General features: G+C 49.3%; 27 protein-coding genes. 2 read left to right on the plus strand and 25 right to left on the minus strand.

What is annotated here, in order from left to right; all coding sequences use genetic code 11:
• The 18 genes from VK958_RS09845 to VK958_RS09930 all read right to left on the minus strand — a co-directional run.
• Positions 1-426 (minus strand): methylated-DNA--[protein]-cysteine S-methyltransferase (locus tag VK958_RS09845; protein WP_325241011.1); only part of this gene is annotated, 426 nt, incomplete at its 3' end.
• A gap of 103 nt (positions 427-529) precedes the next feature.
• On the minus strand, positions 530-919 hold the full coding sequence (gene rplS / locus VK958_RS09850) for a 50S ribosomal protein L19 (protein WP_019883633.1): 390 nt from the start codon (positions 917-919) through the stop codon (positions 530-532).
• A gap of 41 nt (positions 920-960) precedes the next feature.
• A complete protein-coding gene (gene trmD, locus VK958_RS09855; RefSeq protein WP_325241012.1) occupies positions 961-1698 on the minus strand; it encodes a tRNA (guanosine(37)-N1)-methyltransferase TrmD in 738 nt (245 codons plus the stop codon).
• Between the two features lie 56 nt (positions 1699-1754).
• Positions 1755-2306: a ribosome maturation factor RimM gene (rimM, locus tag VK958_RS09860; RefSeq protein ID WP_325241013.1), complete on the minus strand. Its 552-nt coding sequence runs from the start codon at positions 2304-2306 to the stop codon at positions 1755-1757.
• A gap of 22 nt (positions 2307-2328) precedes the next feature.
• Positions 2329-2781 (minus strand): 30S ribosomal protein S16, encoded by a 453-nt coding sequence (gene rpsP, locus VK958_RS09865; RefSeq protein WP_325241014.1) that lies wholly within the window; start codon positions 2779-2781, stop codon positions 2329-2331.
• Between the two features lie 93 nt (positions 2782-2874).
• Positions 2875-3588, minus strand: a complete 714-nt coding sequence (queC, locus tag VK958_RS09870) for a 7-cyano-7-deazaguanine synthase QueC (protein WP_325241015.1) — start codon at positions 3586-3588, stop codon at positions 2875-2877.
• 1 nt (position 3589) lies between these two features.
• The gene (gene queE, locus VK958_RS09875) at positions 3590-4231 is read right to left on the minus strand and encodes a 7-carboxy-7-deazaguanine synthase QueE (protein ID WP_325241016.1); all 642 of its coding nucleotides are present in this window, start codon (positions 4229-4231) and stop codon (positions 3590-3592) included.
• A gap of 82 nt (positions 4232-4313) precedes the next feature.
• Positions 4314-5174, minus strand: coding sequence for a YbgF trimerization domain-containing protein (locus VK958_RS09880; RefSeq protein ID WP_325241017.1), 861 nt, complete (start codon positions 5172-5174; stop codon positions 4314-4316).
• Positions 5164-5712 (minus strand): peptidoglycan-associated lipoprotein Pal, encoded by a 549-nt coding sequence (gene pal, locus VK958_RS09885; protein ID WP_325241018.1) that lies wholly within the window; start codon positions 5710-5712, stop codon positions 5164-5166. The genes VK958_RS09880 and pal overlap by 11 nt, the downstream gene beginning before the upstream one ends.
• Positions 5713-5757: 45 nt before the next feature.
• A complete protein-coding gene (tolB, locus tag VK958_RS09890) occupies positions 5758-7104 on the minus strand; it encodes a Tol-Pal system beta propeller repeat protein TolB (protein WP_325241019.1) in 1347 nt (448 codons plus the stop codon).
• A gap of 65 nt (positions 7105-7169) precedes the next feature.
• The gene (gene tolA, locus VK958_RS09895) at positions 7170-7994 is read right to left on the minus strand and encodes a cell envelope integrity protein TolA (protein WP_325241020.1); all 825 of its coding nucleotides are present in this window, start codon (positions 7992-7994) and stop codon (positions 7170-7172) included.
• Between the two features lie 20 nt (positions 7995-8014).
• Positions 8015-8407: a biopolymer transporter ExbD gene (locus VK958_RS09900; protein ID WP_325241021.1), complete on the minus strand. Its 393-nt coding sequence runs from the start codon at positions 8405-8407 to the stop codon at positions 8015-8017.
• Positions 8408-8418: 11 nt separating this feature from the next.
• On the minus strand, positions 8419-9105 hold the full coding sequence (gene tolQ / locus VK958_RS09905) for a protein TolQ (RefSeq protein WP_325241022.1): 687 nt from the start codon (positions 9103-9105) through the stop codon (positions 8419-8421).
• Positions 9102-9512, minus strand: coding sequence for a tol-pal system-associated acyl-CoA thioesterase (ybgC, locus tag VK958_RS09910; RefSeq protein ID WP_325241023.1), 411 nt, complete (start codon positions 9510-9512; stop codon positions 9102-9104). The genes tolQ and ybgC overlap by 4 nt, the downstream gene beginning before the upstream one ends.
• Positions 9499-10545 carry a Holliday junction branch migration DNA helicase RuvB gene (gene ruvB / locus VK958_RS09915; protein ID WP_325241024.1) on the minus strand — a complete coding sequence of 349 codons (1047 nt, stop codon included), beginning with the start codon at positions 10543-10545 and terminating at the stop codon, positions 9499-9501. The genes ybgC and ruvB overlap by 14 nt, the downstream gene beginning before the upstream one ends.
• A 164-nt stretch (positions 10546-10709) precedes the next feature.
• On the minus strand, positions 10710-11285 hold the full coding sequence (gene ruvA / locus VK958_RS09920) for a Holliday junction branch migration protein RuvA (RefSeq protein ID WP_325241025.1): 576 nt from the start codon (positions 11283-11285) through the stop codon (positions 10710-10712).
• The gene (ruvC, locus tag VK958_RS09925; RefSeq protein WP_325241026.1) at positions 11282-11842 is read right to left on the minus strand and encodes a crossover junction endodeoxyribonuclease RuvC; all 561 of its coding nucleotides are present in this window, start codon (positions 11840-11842) and stop codon (positions 11282-11284) included. Before ruvC ends, ruvA begins: the two co-directional genes overlap by 4 nt.
• A 26-nt stretch (positions 11843-11868) precedes the next feature.
• Complete coding sequence (locus VK958_RS09930) at positions 11869-12597, minus strand: YebC/PmpR family DNA-binding transcriptional regulator (protein ID WP_055828748.1); 729 nt, start codon at positions 12595-12597, stop codon at positions 11869-11871.
• A gap of 361 nt (positions 12598-12958) precedes the next feature.
• Between VK958_RS09930 and VK958_RS09935 the strand changes: the two genes are divergently transcribed.
• Positions 12959-14020 (plus strand): hypothetical protein, encoded by a 1062-nt coding sequence (locus VK958_RS09935; RefSeq protein ID WP_325241027.1) that lies wholly within the window; start codon positions 12959-12961, stop codon positions 14018-14020.
• A gap of 41 nt (positions 14021-14061) precedes the next feature.
• Here the strand turns inward: VK958_RS09935 and VK958_RS09940 are convergent, their stop codons facing one another.
• The 3 genes from VK958_RS09940 to VK958_RS09950 all read right to left on the minus strand — a co-directional run bounded on the left by VK958_RS09940 (position 14062) and on the right by VK958_RS09950 (position 15974).
• Entirely contained in the window at positions 14062-14970 is a 909-nt protein-coding gene (locus VK958_RS09940) for a DMT family transporter (protein ID WP_325241028.1), read from the minus strand.
• A gap of 86 nt (positions 14971-15056) precedes the next feature.
• A complete protein-coding gene (locus VK958_RS09945; RefSeq protein WP_325241029.1) occupies positions 15057-15434 on the minus strand; it encodes a YybH family protein in 378 nt (125 codons plus the stop codon).
• 27 nt (positions 15435-15461) lie between these two features.
• A complete protein-coding gene (locus VK958_RS09950; RefSeq protein WP_325241030.1) occupies positions 15462-15974 on the minus strand; it encodes a MarR family winged helix-turn-helix transcriptional regulator in 513 nt (170 codons plus the stop codon).
• A 109-nt stretch (positions 15975-16083) separates the two neighbouring features.
• Between VK958_RS09950 and VK958_RS09955 the strand changes: the two genes are divergently transcribed.
• Positions 16084-16515: a CBS domain-containing protein gene (locus VK958_RS09955; protein ID WP_325241031.1), complete on the plus strand. Its 432-nt coding sequence runs from the start codon at positions 16084-16086 to the stop codon at positions 16513-16515.
• 283 nt (positions 16516-16798) lie between these two features.
• On the opposite strand, the gene VK958_RS09960 is transcribed toward VK958_RS09955, so the two are convergent.
• The 4 genes from VK958_RS09960 to VK958_RS09975 all read right to left on the minus strand — a co-directional run bounded on the left by VK958_RS09960 (position 16799) and on the right by VK958_RS09975 (position 19296).
• The gene (locus VK958_RS09960; protein WP_325241032.1) at positions 16799-17218 is read right to left on the minus strand and encodes a secondary thiamine-phosphate synthase enzyme YjbQ; all 420 of its coding nucleotides are present in this window, start codon (positions 17216-17218) and stop codon (positions 16799-16801) included.
• Positions 17219-17355: 137 nt separating this feature from the next.
• The gene (locus VK958_RS09965; RefSeq protein WP_325241033.1) at positions 17356-18144 is read right to left on the minus strand and encodes a quinoprotein dehydrogenase-associated SoxYZ-like carrier; all 789 of its coding nucleotides are present in this window, start codon (positions 18142-18144) and stop codon (positions 17356-17358) included.
• Positions 18145-18264: 120 nt separating this feature from the next.
• Positions 18265-18696, minus strand: a complete 432-nt coding sequence (locus VK958_RS09970; protein WP_325241034.1) for a VOC family protein — start codon at positions 18694-18696, stop codon at positions 18265-18267.
• Positions 18697-18771: 75 nt separating this feature from the next.
• A complete protein-coding gene (locus VK958_RS09975; RefSeq protein ID WP_325241035.1) occupies positions 18772-19296 on the minus strand; it encodes an adenine phosphoribosyltransferase in 525 nt (174 codons plus the stop codon).
• Between the last annotated feature and the right edge of the window lie 31 nt (positions 19297-19327).

The following is a 19327-nucleotide window of genomic DNA, read 5'->3' on the forward strand; positions in this document are numbered from 1 at the left end:
ACCTTCTACACCTTGCATAAACCCGCCTAGGCCATTGCTGGCGACGATACGGTGACAAGGGTTAAACAAAGGCAAGGGATTGGCACCACAGGCGTTGGCGACGGCACGCGGGCCAGACTGGATAGCGGCAGCCAGTTGCCCGTAAGTGCGGGTTTCACCGACTGGAATTTCGCGCATGGCTTGCCAGACGCGTTGCTGGAAAGGCGTACCGCGATTTGGGGTGATCGCTTGCCAGGCGATATTCGGATTTTCCAGGTAAGCGGAAATCTGCTCTGCCACTGCAAGCGCACGCTGATTGGGATTAGCTTTCAGCGGCAAGGCGTTTAACAAGAACTGGAGTTCTTCACCTGCATCATAACAGCGCACACCGACAAAACCGAACGGCGCCGGGACCAAAGCATCAAGTTCATCAGTAAGGCTTTTCATGCACTCATTAAACTGTAATCTTGTGCATGGCGCAACAACCAAACAGGCACATTGAGCAATAAAAAAGCCCTTCCGAAGAAGGGCTTTTTGAGCAACGCTTAAATTAACCGTTGTTTGCAGCGATGTCTTTCTCACGTGCAACCAGTTTCTCTTTAATACGCGCAGATTTACCTGAACGCTCACGCAAGTAGTACAACTTGGCGCGACGTACATCACCACGGCGTTTCACTTCGATAGAAGCGATCTGTGGGGAGTAAGTCTGGAATGTACGCTCTACACCTTCACCTGAAGAGATTTTACGTACGATAAATGAAGAGTTCAGGCCTCTGTTACGCTTGGCGATGACTACGCCTTCGTAAGCCTGTACACGTTTACGTGTACCTTCAACCACGTTTACACCGACGATCACTGTGTCGCCTGGTGCAAAGCTAGGGATGGTTTTGTTCAAGCGGGCAATTTCTTCCTGCTCTAACATTTTGATAATGTCTGCCATGCTACTTCCTTTCGTTCCTTTTAATTGTAAAGAGCTCGTTCCTACTCGACTTCTTTGAGTAGCCTAGCCTCTTCCTTCGTCAACTGCCTTGCGGCGAGTAAATCCGGGCGTTTAGCCCTTGTTAGCAATAGCGATTGTTGTAACCGCCATTGTCTAATTTTTGCGTGGTGCCCCGACAATAACACCGCTGGCACCGCTAATCCTTCAAATACTTCCGGTCGTGTGTAGTGTGGGTAATCCAGTAGCCCGTTTACAAACGAATCTTCCTGCGCTGAATCAGCATCACCTAACGCACCTGGTAACTGGCGGATAATCGCATCCAGTAGCACCATGGCTGGTAACTCGCCCCCACTTAACACATAATCGCCGATAGAGATTTCTTCATCTACCAGTGACTCCAGCACACGCTGGTCTACCCCTTCATAGCGGCTGGCTAATAACACCAGTCCCTGATTTTCTTTTAGCGCCATCACTTTTTCATGGGTGAGTGGCTTTCCTCGTGGTGACAGGTGAATCACCCTGGGCGTTAACCCTTTCGCCTGCAAACTTGCCTTGGCATCTTTAATCGCCGCTGCAAGCGGCTCAGCCATCATCACCATGCCGGGGCCACCACCATAAGGCCGGTCATCAACCGTGTGATGCACATCCTGTGTATATTCACGTGGATTAATCAGGTTTAACTGATACAAACCACGCTGCCTGGCACGACTGGTAATGCCATGCTCGGTCAGAGCTGCAAACATCTCAGGAAACAAACTGATGACTTCAATCTGTATCATGAGACTACCTTTCATTTCCGGCTTTCAATTCCGGGCTTCCAAATTTCAGGCGCTTTTTAAAAATCCGCATCCCAATCAACCAGCACCGTGCCAGCTTTGATATTTACATCAGGCACCGCATCACTGGTAAAAGGAATCAAGCGCTCGCGATATTCCTCATGCAACTTACCATCTTTACCTTTGACGCTGGTGGGCTGCTCTTCACGTACAACCAGCACATCGTTGGCACCAGTTTCAAATACCTGCGTGATTTTCCCGAACACAACGCCTTCGGTATTGGTCACACTCAAACCAACCAAGTCAGACCAGTAATACTCGCCTTCATCAGGCTCTGGTAGTGCTGCACGTGGTACAGCGATTTGCTGGCCTTTCATGCTGAGTGCAGCATCGCGGTCTGCGACCCCTGCCAGCTTGATCAGCAATACGTCGTTGTGAATTTTGGTTTGCTCAACCGAACATTCACGCCAGTTTGGCGCTTTGCCTATCCACCACGCTTCATAATCCAGCAAACCATCCAGATACTGAGTATCAGGCACGACTTTCAGCCACCCATAAACGCCATATGGGGCGACAATGCGCCCCATTACAACCATATCTTCAAACGCCATATGAGATCAGGCGCGAGAAAAATTATTCAGCAGCTGGTGTTTCAGCAGCTGCGGCTTCAGCGGCATCTGCTTCAGCTTTTGCGGCTGCGTCAGCTTTTTCTTTGGCAGCGGCTTCTGCAGCGGCAGCGTCAGCTTCAGCTTTTACTTTAGCAGCAGCATCAGCTTCTTTTTTCGCCTTGGCAGCATCCGCTTTAGCAGCGTCTTTCGCCTTAACAGCAGCCATACCATCAACGCCTTTAGCGTGGAATTTAACCAGGCGTGCAACCGTGTCAGACACTTGTGCACCGGTACCGATCCAGTATTGCGCGCGCTCTTCATTGATACGCAGGCCTTCTGCACCAGCACGCGCTGATGGATTGTAGAAACCGATGCGCTCTACGAAACGACCGTCACGACGGTTGCGGGAATCTGCCACAACTACGCTGTAAAACGGGTTCTTCTTAGAACCACCGCGTGATAAACGAATAACGACCATAATCTTTGTTCTCTTAAAAATGAATTCTTAGCAGAAAGGCGCGGATTATACTTGATGAATAAGCGAACTGGCAAGTGTTTTTCACTTACTTAATCAGGTATTGCGGTAAGGCGTGGGATCATCGACACCCGCCTGTACGAAACCTGTTTTGCGGAACCGGCAGGAATCACATACGCCACAAGCCGCCCCGGCGTCATCTGCCTGGTAGCATGAAACCGTCAGTCCGTAATCCACGCCTAAGGCGTGACCAGTACGGATAATATCCGCTTTGGTCATATCGATCAGTGGCGCATGCACCGTGATTGGCTGCCCTTCCACGGCAGCCTTGGTCGCCAGGTTAGCCATTTGCTGGAATGCTTTCACGTACTCACCGCGGCAATCAGGGTAACCCGAATAATCCAGCGCATTCACGCCGATAAAAATATCGTTCGCTTCTAATACTTCTGCCCAGGCTAATGACAATGACAGCATGATGGTATTGCGGGCCGGCACATAAGTCACCGGGATACCCTGTGTTTCATGCTCAGGCACGGCGATGGCATTATCGGTAAGCGCAGAGCCTCCGAACAAGGATAAATCCAGCTGTACGGTTTTATGTTCTGCTGCGCCTAAGGATTTGGCAACGCGTTGCGCAGCCAGTAATTCGACATTATGGCGCTGGTGATAATCCAGGCTCAGGCAATAGCACTCATAACCCTGAGACTGCGCAATTGCAAGCACGGTGGTTGAATCCAGCCCTCCCGATAATAGAATAACGGCTTTGGGTTTATGTTCGGATGCATTGTTGCATTGAATTTGGTCTGTCAACTTATACCCCTTGCTTCTCGCCCCAAAGGATTTTATGTAATTGCAGTTGCATCCTGACATGCAGCTGATCCTGCAATATCCAGCTGGCCAGGGTCTCGCCGCTCACTTGATTAAAGCTGGGGGACAACAAATGGTCACAGTCCGCAGGGAACGGGTGCTCGGCCATCATTTGCCTGGTCCAATCATAATCTTCCCGGCTACAAATAACCCATTTCACCTCATCGCCCACTTTAAGCAGTTGCAGGTTTTCCCAGCGGTTTTTCAGCATTTCGCCGGAACCGGGGGTTTTCACATCCATGATGACTTTTACTCTTGTATCTACCGGTGTCAGATCCATGGCACCGCTGGTTTCCAGGGAAACCCGGTAGCCGGAATCACACAATCTGGTCAGCAAATCAGCGCAGCCTTTTTGCGCCAATGGCTCACCACCGGTGACACAGACATAGCGCGTACCATACTTCTCTACCTGTTGCATGATTTCATCCAGCGACATGTTGCCACCGCCTTTGAATGCGTATTCAGTATCACAATAAACGCAACGCAACGGGCAACCTGTGAGGCGAATGAAAACCGTCGGCAAGCCGACACGCGAACTTTCGCCCTGCAAAGAATAAAAGATTTCGAAAATTCTGAGTGTGGTCATGGGAGTAATAAAGTAAACGGGCAGATATTGCTATCTGCCCGTTATTATCGCCGAAATAAGGCAATTTCAATAATGCAAAGTGCTATTTAATGCTTTCAAGCACCTTCAGGCGTTTTTGCGCGCTAGGCGTTACTTCTGCTGAAGGGTGGGCCGCAATCAAATCTTTCAAGGTCTTCTTGGCTGCAGGTATCTGGCCCAACTGAATCTGGCTGTTTGCCAGGCTTAGCATGGCATTCGGTGCCAACGGGTGTGATGCATAGCTCTCCAGGAATTTTTGCTGGGTTGCCACTGAAGATTTGTAGCTCTTAAGCGCGAACTGGGTATATCCCATGCCATACAAGGCATCGGGAGCCAATTTGCTGCCAGAGTAGGTTTTCAAAAAGTTGTCATAGGCAGTAAACGCCTCTTTGTATTTACCTGCCTGGTTGAGCGACTCCGCTTCAGAGAAAGCGCGTGCTTCCTGCTGAGATGCATCAGAAGGCTTGTTGGCATCACTTCCGGCCGCGCCAGGCACTGGAACACCCAACTGCCCGGAAACCTGCTGTGCCAGAGACTCAAGGCCTTTTACACGGGTATCCAGATCAGTGTACTGGGCATTTTGCTTGGTGCGCATATCCTCCAGTTGATGGTTGACCACTTCCAGGTCACCCTTCAGCTGTGCGACATCCTGCCGTATCTGTTCCAGCTGGTTCTGCATATCCAGCAAGCCTTTGCCATTGATGAGGGACTCCAGGCTTTGTACCCTTTTATCCAGAGATTGCTGGATACGCGTCAAATCACCAATGGATTTTTGCTGCGCATCATGCTCGGAAGCCTGCTTATTCTCCAACTCAAGAATACGCTTCCTGGCTTCTCCATCATCAAATAAGGCTGCGTGACTGACTGCCGAAACAGTCAGCCCCAATAAGGCTATTGAAATTGCTGTACGCAAATTACTGACCATAGACAACATCTACGCGACGGTCATGCTGGAAGCAATCGTCGTCAGCACAATTTTGCTTGGAGCGCTCTTCACCGTAGCTAACAGTTTCGATCTGGCTATCGCTAACACCCAATACGTTCAAGGCATTTTTAACAGCTACTGAACGGCGTTGACCCAGTGCCAGGTTGTACTCATGCGTACCACGCTCATCGGTATTACCTTGCAGTACCACTTTAGTTTGTGGATGTGCAGCCAGATATTTAGCGTGGTTAGCTACCAGGTCTTTATACTCTGCACGGATTGCGTCACTGTCGTAATCAAAGAAGATTTGACGTTTAGCCAGCTCAGCCGCGCTCAATTGATCTTTGCCGCTATCAACATCAACTGTTTTGATATCAATTTTGTTAGTACCCGCAGAACCATCATTGCCATTGTTCTGTGAGTTTGAAATAGGCTTAGTCACGCTTGAATCTTCAACTTTTGCCGGGTTCATTGGGGTGCTTTTACAAGCGGTTAATACCAATGCAAGAGCTGCGATTTTCCAGATATTATTGTTCATACTTTCTCCTTAAAATTGAGTTACAAAACTAAAAATCATCAATACCTACTTGGGTGCCGCTTGCGCAGGTCCCCAGGCAGGTTCACGAATATCACCGCCAGCTTCAGACAAACGCTGTCTTACCAGGCCATCCACCGCCACAGTCGCCAACGTACCTTTTCCACCCACGCGCGTTGCATACATGATTGTGCGTGAATTTGGTGCAAAGCTAGGGGATTCATCCTGGGAGCCAGTGCTTAGCAGCTTGACGTCACCAGAACCCAAATCCTGTACAGCGACTTTGAACGAGCCACCATCGTTGCGGATATAGGTCAAGTATTTGCCATCAGGAGAAAAGCGCGGACTGACGTTGTAACCACCTTCAAATGTCACGCGGGAAGGAGAGCCCCCTGAAACAGGTACCTTGTAAATCTGCGGGCGGCCACCACGGTCCGAACTAAAATAGATGTACTGTCCATCCCGTGAGAAAGCAGGCTCAGTATCAATAGAATTGCTTTTGGTCACTTGCTGCAGGTTAGCGCCATCCGCTGAAATAGTATAAATCTGTGAGTTTGCGCCATAAGTCAGCACCACAGCCAGTTTACTGCCATCCGGTGACCAGGCTGGCGCGCTATTGTTGCCTTTGAAGTTAGCGACGGCTTTACGCTCACCAGTATATAGCGATTGTACAAAAACAATAGGTTTCTTTTTCTCAAAAGACACATACGCCATTTTGCTGCCGTCAGGTGCCCAGGCCGGTGAAATAATCGGTTCGTTTGAAGACACCAGGGTCTGTGCATTAAAACCATCATAATCTGCAATCTGTAGCGTAAATCGCTTGCCCGCTTTGGTTACGTACGCGATACGGGTCGCAAAAGCCCCAGGCTGGCCGGTGAATTTTTCATAAATCTGGTCAGCGATCAAATGCGCAACATGCCTGTATTGACTAGGAGCCACGGTATATGTGGACTGCAATAATGGTGTCTGGCGTAAAACGTCCATCACCTGTACATTGATTTTCAAGTTACCGTTGGGAGCTTGCTGCACGTCGCCAATACTCAAACCTTGCGCCTTAAGCGCGGTCCAGTCGGTATATTTGATTTGTGCAGCCGTGGCAGGCAATGAAGGCACGCCGCTGGTATTCAGCACGCGGAACATGCCGCTGCCCTTCAAATCATTGCTGATAATCTCGTGAATGCGACTTTTGCCTGGGGCGTTGGCAGGCTCTGCTAATGGCAGGATCGCAATCGGAATCTGTACAGCGCTGCCGCCGCTGATCTCGATTTCCAGCGCAGCTTGTGCAGGATTTGCAAACATCCACACCAGTACGCCGGTACAAAAAAATGTACTCAACATCCAGCGGATGCCTGTCAGGTGGTTTTTAGCAGTTTGCATGGTCAGAATATTCATCATCTTATAAATTTTGCCTGTTAATTCAAGGATTATAACGAAAAGCCCAGTTAGCGTCATTTCTCACGCTAACTGCGTGGTTTGAAGGTGGCCCGTATTTGCTCCAACATTTTTTTTCGCTCTGCCGGATGATCATCACCTGGTAAATCAAAAGGTTTGGCTGCGAGAATTGCCCGCAGAACAGCATCATCACACACCGCATCACCAGAACCTTTAATAAGCTTTGGCATACCGGTAATATCGCCAGTACTTGTTAATTGCATCTCAAACAACAGCGCTGGATTAGAAACAGGGCACAACCCTGGATTCACATTACTCCTGATTTTCCTGCTGAGAAGCCCCATGTAATAGTTGAAAATAGAAGGATCAACTGGTCCGCTGGCAGAAGATTGTTTTTCATCCATATCCTGCTGGCGCATGGCATCCTGGACTTTTTTCAGCTTTTCCTCTTCCTCTTCTTTACGCAAAGCTTCCTGAATTTTCTTCAGTTTTTCTTCCTGTTTCTTCTTTTCTTCTTCTTTCTTTTTGTCTTCTTCTAATTTGCGCTTTTTCTCATCTTCCCGTTTTTTGAGTGCAATTTCCGCTTCTTGTTCCGCTTTGTTCACCTGTGGCTCAGGCGGTGTCACCTTTTCAGGTGGCTTTGGTTGAGGCTCTGGCTCGGGCTCAGGTGGTTTAGGCGGTTCAGGTTTTGGGGGCTCCGGGGTAGGCTTTGGGACCGTTTTGCTGGGCAAACTATCCCATAAAGTGGCTTCCATTACCGAAGGATTTACGTGTACGGCTTTCCAGTCGACCATAAAGATCATGGCCAGAAATAGCAAGATATGCATCAGCACAGACAATATCGCTGCGCGTCTGCGGAATACCTGGTCCTGTTCTGAAAGTTGGGTTTTCATCTAAATATGCGACCTGCCGCTTATTTTTCGTTTTGAAACAACAAGCCAACCTGGTTGACTTGCGCCTGTTTCAGTAAATCCATCACCGCCGCCACTTCGCCATACGGCGTCGCTTTATCAGCGGATACCACGACTGGTTTCTCAGCTTCGGCAAGTTTCTGGCGTATTAATGCCAGCATGTCATCACGCTGCATTTCCCTACCATCCATCAACACAGTACCTTCTTTTTGCACGGTGACCACAATAGGATCGCCACTTTGCTTGAGGGCCTGCCCGACTTTAGGTAATTCAACCATTCCCGGGTTGGTCATTGGCGCGGTTACCATAAAAATCACCAGCAACACCAACGTCACATCAATATAGGGGACAACGTTGATCTGGTTCATCATGCGCCGTTTACGTGTTCTGCTCATAAGCGCTCCGATCAGGCTCTACGTTGCAAAATGTTGGTAAATTCTTCCATAAAGCTTTCGTAGCGGACTAGCAACCTGTCGGCGCTTGCCGCAAATCGGTTGTAGGCGATTACGGCGGGAATCGCTGCAAACAGTCCAATGGCAGTTGCCACCAACGCTTCGGCAATGCCTGGCGCCACCTGGCTTAACGTTGCTTGTGCGACATTAGATAAGCCACGGAAGGAGTTCATAATGCCCCACACGGTACCAAACAAACCGATATATGGACTGACCGAACCAACCGATGCCAGGAATGGCAAATGGGAATCCAGGTAATCCAGCTCACGGTTATACGCTGCGCGCATGGCCCGGCGTGTCGCTTCCATCACATCGCTGATTTCTGCGTCTTTTTGCGTATCTTTCTGCTGTTTGTGGCGGATAAATTCTTTTAGGCCTGCCTGGAAAATACTGGCCATGCCTTGTGGCGTTTTGCGACCTGAACCGATGCGCTCGTATAACTCGTTCAAGTCTCCCCCAGACCAGAACTGTGCTTCAAACTGGTCCACATTTTCAGCGGCGGCTTTCAATGAAAATACTTTAATGAAGATATACCACCAGGATGCCAGCGAGGTCAGCAATAAAATCAGCATGACCACCTGCACGGGCAAACTCGCCCCGCTCACCAGGGTAAAAATCGACATATCGTTTGTTACATTCATGAAGACTCCAGTGCTATTTTGATACGGGGCGGAATACCCGTGGGTTTAAATGAATCCGCATCAACACAGGCAACTTTTACCTGTGCTTCTAATAAAACCAACTCGTCCCGCATAATCTGCTGCTGGCAACTAAAACTGCCGAGGCGCATTTCAGTGACTTGCGAAACAATGGTTAACTCGTCATCCAGCCTAGCCGGCTTTTTGAATTGTATTTGCATGCTATGCACAACAAATAACACCTGATCATGTTGTCGCAACGCGGCTTGGGCAAAACCCAGGCTGCGCAACCATTCAGTCCGCGCACGCTCCATAAAGTTCAGGTACTGGCTGTGGTACACCACGCCGCCGGCATCTGTATCTTCGTAGTAGACACGCACAGGAAACTCAAATGGTTTACTGTCCGCCATCTTGCCATAACTCGCCGCTGACCATACTGGCGGGCGCTTTTAATCCAAAGTGCTGGTAGGTTAACAAAGTGGCGACGCGGCCACGCGGCGTGCGCATCACATAGCCTTGCTGAATCAGGTAAGGCTCCAGCACATCCTCAATCGTATCGCGTTCTTCGCCAATCGCAGCCGCCAGATTATCCAAACCCACGGGGCCGCCGCCAAACTTCTCTATCACGGCTTGCAGCAATTTACGGTCCATCACATCCAGCCCTTGCTGGTCAACATCGAGCATTTTCAAGGCAGCATCGGCAATCAGATTGGTCACAATGCCGTCGGATTTGACCTGCGCATAATCACGCACCCGGCGCAACAGGCGATTGGCAATCCGTGGCGTACCCCGCGCCCTGCGCGCGATTTCGACCGCACCTTCAGGCTGCATTTCAACCTCCAGCAAACTGGCTGAACGCGCGACAATCTTGGCCAGTTCATCATGGCTGTAAAACTCCAGGCGCGCGACAATACCGAATCTATCCCGCAGCGGATTGGTCAGCATACCGGCACGTGTAGTCGCGCCCACCAAAGTAAATGGCGGCAAATCCAGACGTACACTACGCGCTGCCGGGCCTTCACCAATCATGATATCCAGACGGTAATCCTCCATCGCCGGATATAAAATCTCTTCCACCACTGGACTCAGGCGATGGATTTCATCGATAAATAGCACATCATTAGGTTCAAGATTGGTCAGCAACGCCGCCAGGTCACCGGCGCGCTCAAGTACCGGGCCAGAAGTCATGCGCAGGTTGACGCCCATTTCTTTGGCGATGATATGGGCAAGTGTGGTTTTACCTAGTCCAGGCGGGCCGAAAAGCAGCACATGATCCAGCGCTTCCTGACGACCGCGTGCGGCATTGATAAAGATCTCGAGTTGACCGCGTGCTTTTTCCTGGCCGACGTATTCGTCGAGCGCTTTCGGCCGAAGCGCCCGCTCCAGCGCTTCTTCCTGAACGCTGACTGTCGCAGGAGCTACAAGTCGATCGGTTTCTATCATGGGATGGTTGGTGATGAGGTCATGGAACACATAGTGCAATGCACATTAATCAGTGCAAGACTTCATTGCCGCTAATTAAGAAGTTATTTTTCAGGCATCATACCATGGCGCGCCTGACTATCACAGACGCCCGCTGATTCGAGCTTTGGTTTGGTTTTGTGGGATTATTTGGAAAGATATTTCAATGCCTGGCGGATACCATCACTGACGCCCACACCCGGCTCAAGCAATTTGATCGTCGCAGTCGCTTCGCGCTCGTTGTAACCAAGCGCCACCAGCGCATTCAGTATATCGTCGGTGGCCGCTTTAGCCACAGGTTGAGCCGAAGTGGAGCCGGTCACTACAAATTTGTCTTTCAACTCGAGTAACAAGCGCTCTGCTGTTTTCTTGCCCACACCAGGCACACGCGTGAGCATGGAAACCTCTTGCTGGCTGACGGCCAGCACCAAATCATTGACGCTGACACCACTCAGAATTGACAGTGCTGACTTGGCACCAATCCCATTCACTTTTAATAATTGCTTAAAAGTATTTTTCTCCTGCTCGCTGCCAAAACCATAAAGCAATTGCGCATCTTCGCGCACCACCATATGCGTCAGTAACTGCACTGGCTGGCCGAGCTCCGGCAGGTTATAAAAGGTGCTCATCGGCACTTCGACCTCGTAGCCCACGCCATTACAATCCACTACAATCAGCGGAGGTGACTTTTCCAGCAAACGGCCATTCAGGCGTGCAATCATACTAATCTTCCATTCTTGACACGGAATCCGGCGGTTGCCAGAGCCCCTAATCCTTGACCGCCATGCGCATGGCAGATAGCACATGCCAATGCATCCGCTGAATCAGGGCTGGGATTAGCAGACAGTTTTAATAACCGCTTCACCATTTCCTGCACCTGCTCTTTTTGCGCATGCCCATTGCCAACCACAGATTGTTTCACTTGCAACGCGGTGTACTCTGCAACCGATAGTTGTTTAATGACTGCCGCCGAAATCGCTGCACCACGCGCCTGGCCTAACAATAGCGTAGATTGCGGATTCACATTCACAAACACTTTTTCTATCGCTACCTGGGTAGGCTGATAAGTATCAATTACCTCAAACAAGCCATCCAGAATAACCTTCAAGCGCTCTGGCAAAGCTTCTTTTTCTGATTCGCCAGCGGCACTCTTTTTGGCAGCTGCGGTTTTAATCACACCACTGGCGACATAACTCAACTTGCCCCCAAGGGCTTCTATCACACCAAAACCGGTGACACGCAGGCCGGGGTCTATGCCTAAAATACGCTGCATGGTCATGGCAGATTTGCCGCTGAAAAATTCAATTAGCTCTCTTCAATCACGGCAGAAGTATAGACATCCTGCACATCATCCAGGTCTTCCAGCATATCGAGGATTTTTTGCATTTTGACGGCATCGTCGCCGGTAAATACCACTTCATTAAGCGGTTTCATGGTCACTTGCGCCATCACTGCTTTCAGGCCCGCAGCTTCCAATGCTTCCTTTACCGTCACAAAATCATTCGGTGCGGTGATGACTTCAATACTGCCATCTTCATCGGTAATCACATCTTCAGCGCCAGCTTCCAGCGCAGCTTCCATCACAGCATCTTCGGAAACTCCCGGTTCAAATACCAGCTGGCCACAGTGCTTGAACATAAACGCCACGCTGCCATCCGTGCCCAGGTTACCACCGTGTTTGGTCAATGCATGCCGCACATCCATCACCGCACGCTGCCGGTTATCGGTCAGGCAATCAATAATGATAGATGCGCCGTTGATGCCATAACCTTCATAACGGATTTCTTCGTAATTCACGCCTTCCAGCTCACCGGTACCTTTTTTAATGGCACGCGTGATATTGTCAGAAGGCATGTTCTCTTCTTTAGCCGCGGCCACAGCAGCCCGCAAGCGCGGATTCATGGCGATATCGCCACCGCTCAGCCTGGCAGATACCGTGATTTCCTTGATTAACTTGGTGAATATTTTTCCGCGTTTGGCATCCTGGCGACCTTTCCGGTGCTGGATATTGGCCCATTTACTATGTCCCGCCATGTAATGTCCTTATCAGTCTATGCTGCAATGGTTGTTATCTTAAAAGTGGCGATTTTACCACAGCGCACGCACCGGATTTTCATTGTTCAGCCACAATTACCACGATGGTCAATCCTTCACATCTTGATATCCACAAGTCCAAATAAGAAAGCTGGCTTTCGATTTTTCACCACACAACTTCAGAATTTACATATGCAAAACTGGTTTTTTTTGTTTATAAAGAAATGTTAGTATTTGTTTCCCCTTGTAACTTAACGTCCTGATTTCGCTATAAGGGGAACCTTTATAGCGACGTTTTTGTTGATGATAAATATCGCCATAAAGCCTGGAGAAGTAAAGAAAACAAATTAAGGAGAAGTGTATGGCATTACTTAAAACCCTGACTTTTGGATTGTTTGGCACTGTCAATGATGTGATTGATGACACCCAGGCGAAGTTGAATAGCGTACTTCCGCAAGTCATCACCCCAGTGGATAACGCTCTCGACCATGTACTCGGCAGTACCGGCAGCCTGCTCAATGTGGGAGGTTTAGTGAACACAGTGACATGCACTGTCGGTGGTGTGGTCAATACGGTTAACCAAACCGTCGGCCATAGCGTCGCAGAAGTAGGTACGCTGGTAAACGGCACTACGGCTTTTGTTGGCGATGTGGTGGCAGGCACCGGAGACTTGCTGGAAGACGTCACAGGCGTGCTGGCCAATACGACAACGACCCTTGGTGAGGTGGTCGGAAGTACCACCAGCCTGGTGGATGTTGAAGCCGTGGTAGGTGCCGTCAACAACATCGTTGGTGACGTAGTGCATGCCACAAACACGCTTCTGGATCAGACAGCCACTACTGTGGGTGCTACCGTGAATGGCGCGACCGCCACAGTGGGTACTTTGTTAACCGATGTCACCACAGAAATCGCTGCACTGGTGAATGGCGCCGGCGATGGCGCACCACACGATGTCACACCTGTCGTAGGTGGCTTAGTTGGCACCGTTTCAGGTGTGGTTGCAGGCGTGCCAGATACCGTTGGTAATTTACTTGATAGTGCAACCGGCCTGGTAGATATCAGCGGTTTACTGGGTAGCGTCACTACTGTAGTGGATAATGTGACCAGCCAGGTGGATGTCGGTGGTTTGCTGGGTAATGTCACAGGTTTGCTGGATGTGAACGGTGTGGTCAATACCGTCACCGGCGTGGCTCAAGGTGCCACCGGCGAAGTGCTGAATGTTGCGGACGTATTGTTTGAAACCACCGATGGTTTGCTGGACAGCGTGATTGCCGCTGCCGGCGACATTACTGCAACGACACCAGCCGTGACTGCCGGCTTGACACATGCAGTAGGTGATTTAACGCATGCAGTAGGCGACCTGGGTTCAGTACTCGGCAACCTGCTGGGCGGGGTTAACAACGGCTTGCACGAACTGGCTTGATACCCGTCATTAATGGAAAAAGCCCGCAGATGCGGGCTTTTTTATATGGTTTTAGCTGGTTTCGGCTGCTCGCGGATAGTGACCCACGAGATCACCAATAGCGCAAATGCAATCAATACCATGCCGATAGACTCCATTGCATCGGGCACTTCACCCAGTTGTATCCAGGCAGCAATCACACCTATCACCGGCGCCAGCATGGAGCCCATACTTGCCACCCCTGCCGGTAACCTTTGCAATGCAAACAGCCATAATAACCACGCAAAAGCACCGCAGAGAATGACGTTGAACAGGATGGCAACTATCAGGTACGGCTCCCACAGAATCGGTGGTGCAGGCACCAGGAAAGCGATCACCACCAGCGGTAACGACCCGAGCAACATCGGCCAGGCAGTCAGATTAATCAAGTCCAGATCAGGATGACGCCTGTGCAATTTTTTAGTCATGATGACTGACAATGACCAGGAAATTCCGGAAATCACCGCCAGCGTCATGCTAAAAGCATCCGCCCGGATATGCAGAGGGTCAAAAATAAATACCATGCCGAGCACGGCAGAAATCACTGCCAGCCATTGCCAGCCATGCACACGCTCGCCCAACAATGGCCATGCAAATAACAGTGTCCAGAACGGCATTGTGTAAGTAAGCACGGCCGTTTTACCAGCACCGCCCTCTACCAGCGCCCACATCAATACACCGGTAAACCCTACATTCTGTAACATCCCCAATACCAGCATGGTTGGGAATTCAATAAGACGCATGGATCGGCGTGTTACATATAACACCAGGAAAAGCACCAGCGCGCCAAAAAAGGTGCGCATGGCAGCAAATTGAAAAGGCCCTGCATAGTGCAGCGCGCTTTTCATGACCACCCAGTTATAGCCCCAGATAATCGCGAGCACTAACAAGGCGGTAAGCGCCTGAGAACGTTGTTTAACCAATTGATCCATACTATTTGTTTGTAGTGAATGTACCCTAAAAATAATGCTGTGAAAAATGATGCGCCAAGCTGTGACGCATCATTCATCCCAATAATTTAGTTCCAGATATGCGTGACTGCCAACCATTGGCCGTCAGCCTGTTTCTGGAATACGACTTGCACGTTGCCACCAAACTGCTGCTTAACGCCATCTTCACCGACCATCGCGCCGGCCCAATTACCTGTTTGCGTCGCCAAAGTGTCTGTCACCACCGCATTATTCATGGTCAATGAGTGTTCAATGACACCGGCTTGAATCAAGCCGCCAAAGAAATCTGCAATCGCCTGACGGCCTTTGACCGGCTGGCCGGCAGGTGCTGGCAACACCACTGCATTTTCTGCATATAGTGCCGCAATCGCCTCGGTGTTTTTGCTGTTGAACGCAGCATCAAATTGCGTATTCAATGTGGTAAAAGTCTCTACTGTAGTCGCCATGTCTTACTCCTCTAAAAATACTATGAATTACTGATTGAAATCCCAGGCGGACATTCCGTGATCTATCACACCTAAAATATTTTGCAGATCACTGCGCTGGTTTTCCGATAAACCCTGCATGCATAAACGCAAGCGTGAATAATAATCCGGCATCACCGCATCCAGCTTCTTCTGCCCAGCCGGAGTCAGTTTGATTTGCACACTCCGCCTATCCTGAGGTGCAGAAATGCGTTGAACTAATCCGCCTTGCTCAAGACCATCTAACAACCCCGTCATTGTTGCGCGTGAAACACCCACTTTTTCCGCCAAAACTGAAGGCAGTGAAGTGAGGTCTTGCTCGCGCATCAGCAAAATAAGCACCCACCAGCGTCCTTGCAACAGATCGTGCTTGGTCAAACAGGCATCCAGCGCGATTGACAAATCAGTCGCCACCCTCAGTAGCATCAAAAAACTGGAGATGGCTGTGACATCGGCTGCAGGGTAGCGCTCAGCAAAGCGCTGTAATACTTCTTGAGTAGGAAGGTCTCTAAGCTGCAACATAATTAGCATCATTATAGTTAGCTTCCTAATTATGTCAAGTATGTGCAAATATTTACACATTCGCTCATCGGTGTATATTAGGCATTCGTGATGATGAATGGAGGAAGTGATGAAGACTCTTCAACAAGTACTCAATCATAAAACACACCAAGGGATGATTAGCATTGCGCCCAACAGGCCGGTATATGACGCCCTCGTGATTCTTGCCGAGTACAAAATCGGTGCATTGGCGGTGATCAAGGATGGCGAACTGGTCGGCATTTTCTCCGAACGGGATTATGCGCGTGAAATCATCCTGAAAGGTCGCTCATCAAAAACCACCGAAGTCGCCGAGGTTATGACGCAAAAAGTCATTACCGGGAAACCTGATGAACTGGTGGAATCCGCCATGAACACCATGCTCGAAAAACGTTTCCGGCATTTGCCGGTAGTCGATAAAGGCAAAATGCTGGGCATGTTATCGATCGGCGACATTCTCAAAGAAACGATCAGCTACCAGCAGGAACTGATCAAACAATTGGAAAGTTATATCCATAGCTGATTTAACTATTCAAACAGATCGTATGGCCGGGCCGGACAAGGCCCGGCAACCCATAGATATCCTTCTGCAACTGCAACGTCCATTTTTTCCAGAAATTAAGTTGCACGTAACTATTAATTTTTCACCTGACATCTATATAAACAGCACTAAGTGCTCAAAAACGTTTTGCAATGCTAAAGATAAGGCCAAGAATCAGCTAGGCCAGTTACCTAATAAAAAAATAATGCCGCCTTAAATATCAGGCGGCACTCTTTTTTGTTCTTAATGAAGACAGCGCTAACGACTATTCGCCAATAATCTTGACCAGTACGCGCTTGTTACGGCGACCATCGAATTCCCCATAAAATATTTGTTCCCAAGGGCCAAAATCCAGCTGGCCTTGGGTAATCGCTACCACCACCTCGCGGCCCATGATCTGCCTTTTGATATGCGCATCGGCATTGTCTTCACCGGTATCATTATGGCGATAGCCGCTAACCGGTTCATGCGGAGCCAATTTTTCAAGCCACACTTTGTAATCGTGATGCAGGCCACGTTCATCATCATTGATAAATACGCTGGCAGAAATATGCATGGCATTGATAAGTGCCAGCCCTTCCTTCACGCCACTCTCGCGTACACAGGCGATGACATCCTCCGTAATGTTTTTAAAATCCATGCGCGCCGAAATATTGAACCACAACTCTTTACGAAAACTTTTCATCTAACTCTCCTGATCCCCAATCAGATTATTTTACACCTGGAGTGCTTGTTGAAATGCATGAAACCATATGAATACTGAGAAAACTGCAATAAAAAAGGGCCTCATTCGAGGCCCAATTCCATACACAATGTACCTGGTTAGCTGTGTACATCGACACTTTGTGTGAATGATTTACCTTCATTATCGGTGGCGACCACTTCCAGCTTGCCAGGTGCATCGGCGATAAAGCTGAATTTCATATAAGGGTCTTCACTCGTACCCACGCCTACATCTACCGTCATCAGCTCTTTACCGTTATAGGTAAAAGTGGTTTTATTGATGTAAAACGCTGGTACATATCCTTGTGAAACCAGGTCACGCTGCAGACCGGTGCGCATGACATGCCTGATATTAAAAGTAGCTGTTGCCGGCTCGCCGATCTTCGGAGCGTCTACATTGAATTTGATTTTGCCTGCAGCAGCGCGCACTTCCGATTCATTATTGTCAACCGTCCCGCCACAGCCACCGGCCGCGCGGATTTCACGTTTAGCCATGTACAGTTTGCCATCTGCGGTTTCCCCAATCAGTCGCACAAAAGAGTCTGACTCCTGGCGGATCCTGGTAGCCAACTGGAACCCGTTCAAGCTATCCGTAAGATGATAGGTCGAAGCGAGCTGGATGGGATTGGCGTCAACGATGACATACAGTTTTTTAATTGCAATACCATTCGCAGCCGCTTTATCATACATCAGCGTCACCGGTACCTGCGCACCACTCTCGGCACGCCGCGGCGCTTCAATTTTCAGGAAATCCACTTCCTGAATATCGCGTTTAGGGAAAAAAGCTTCTTTCACCACATTCCACAATTTCGGGTCGGCCTCTGCCTGCACCAGCGTACTTAAACACAAGGCCGCCATGCCCGCCAACAATATGCACAATTTCTTCATCGTATTCCCCAATTCGCTTTGTATTTATATGATGTGACCGAAGCCATTCTCTACCGAAAACACAATTCTCATATGTGATTCCCATCACACATTTTCAACACTATTCTCTCCCTGTTCAAATCAGGCAGTTTTGCTTGGATCACCTGAAGGACGCATTTCATAATTGGGGTCAGCCGACTCTTCAAAATTAAGTTCTACACCATTGCCCGCCGGGTCGCGCAGGTTAATCTGCTGTATGCCATTGGCTAATGTACGAGTCGTGTATTCCAATCCATGTAACTTCAACCGCGACTCCATTTCGGGCATATCGGTACAGGTAAATGACACATGATCAAAAGTCCCGTGCACATGCAACTGTGGGGCTTCGGTAGTTTTATATTCAGCCAGATGGATCACGTCGTTGTCGCCGATATAGAGCCAGTAGCCATAAGTAGTACTAGCCACTCGCTTGCCAACGGTCAGCCCCAGCACATCGCAATAAAAATCACGCAGTTTGTGCATGGTGTCGCGATCAGAGCGAAAATTGACATGATTGATTTCGGTTAACGGCATGATTACCTTATAAAAAATGATTACAGTCGGCAACTATAGTACAAAATTTCTAGTGCACAAAACACTACGAAAAAACTATTGGCCTTCAAATTGACAAAGGGCAAATCCTTGTACGCCCGCAGTCGCTAATTGTTGCATGCCGCCCAGCTGAGGCAGGTCAATCACAAAGGCCGCCTGTTGCAATATACCACCCAGTTGCCGGATAAGAGCGACCGCTGCCAAAGCGGTGCCGCCGGTTGCAATCAGATCATCCACCAACAGAATACGTTCACCGGGCTGGATTGCATCTTCATGCATCTCCAATGCATCATTGCCATATTCCAAAGCATAGGATTGGGAAATTGTTGAACAGGGTAATTTGCCAGGCTTACGCGCCGGCACAAAACCGATCCCTAATTTAACTGCCAGCGCCGCGCCGATAATAAAGCCACGCGCCTCCATCGCGACTATTTTGTCAAAGTCTTGCCCTGCGTAATGCTGGCTGAGCGCTTCAATCGCTGCTGAGAAGCCTTGTTTGTCTTGCAGCAAGGTCGTGATATCCCTGAATTGGATACCAGGCTGGGGATAGTCTGGAATCGTACGAATTAGTGTTTTAAACATGGTGATTGCTTAGTAAATAAAAAACGCGTCC

It is taken from the genome of Methylophilus sp., from assembly GCF_035460085.1.
Taxonomy (GTDB): domain Bacteria; phylum Pseudomonadota; class Gammaproteobacteria; order Burkholderiales; family Methylophilaceae; genus Methylophilus.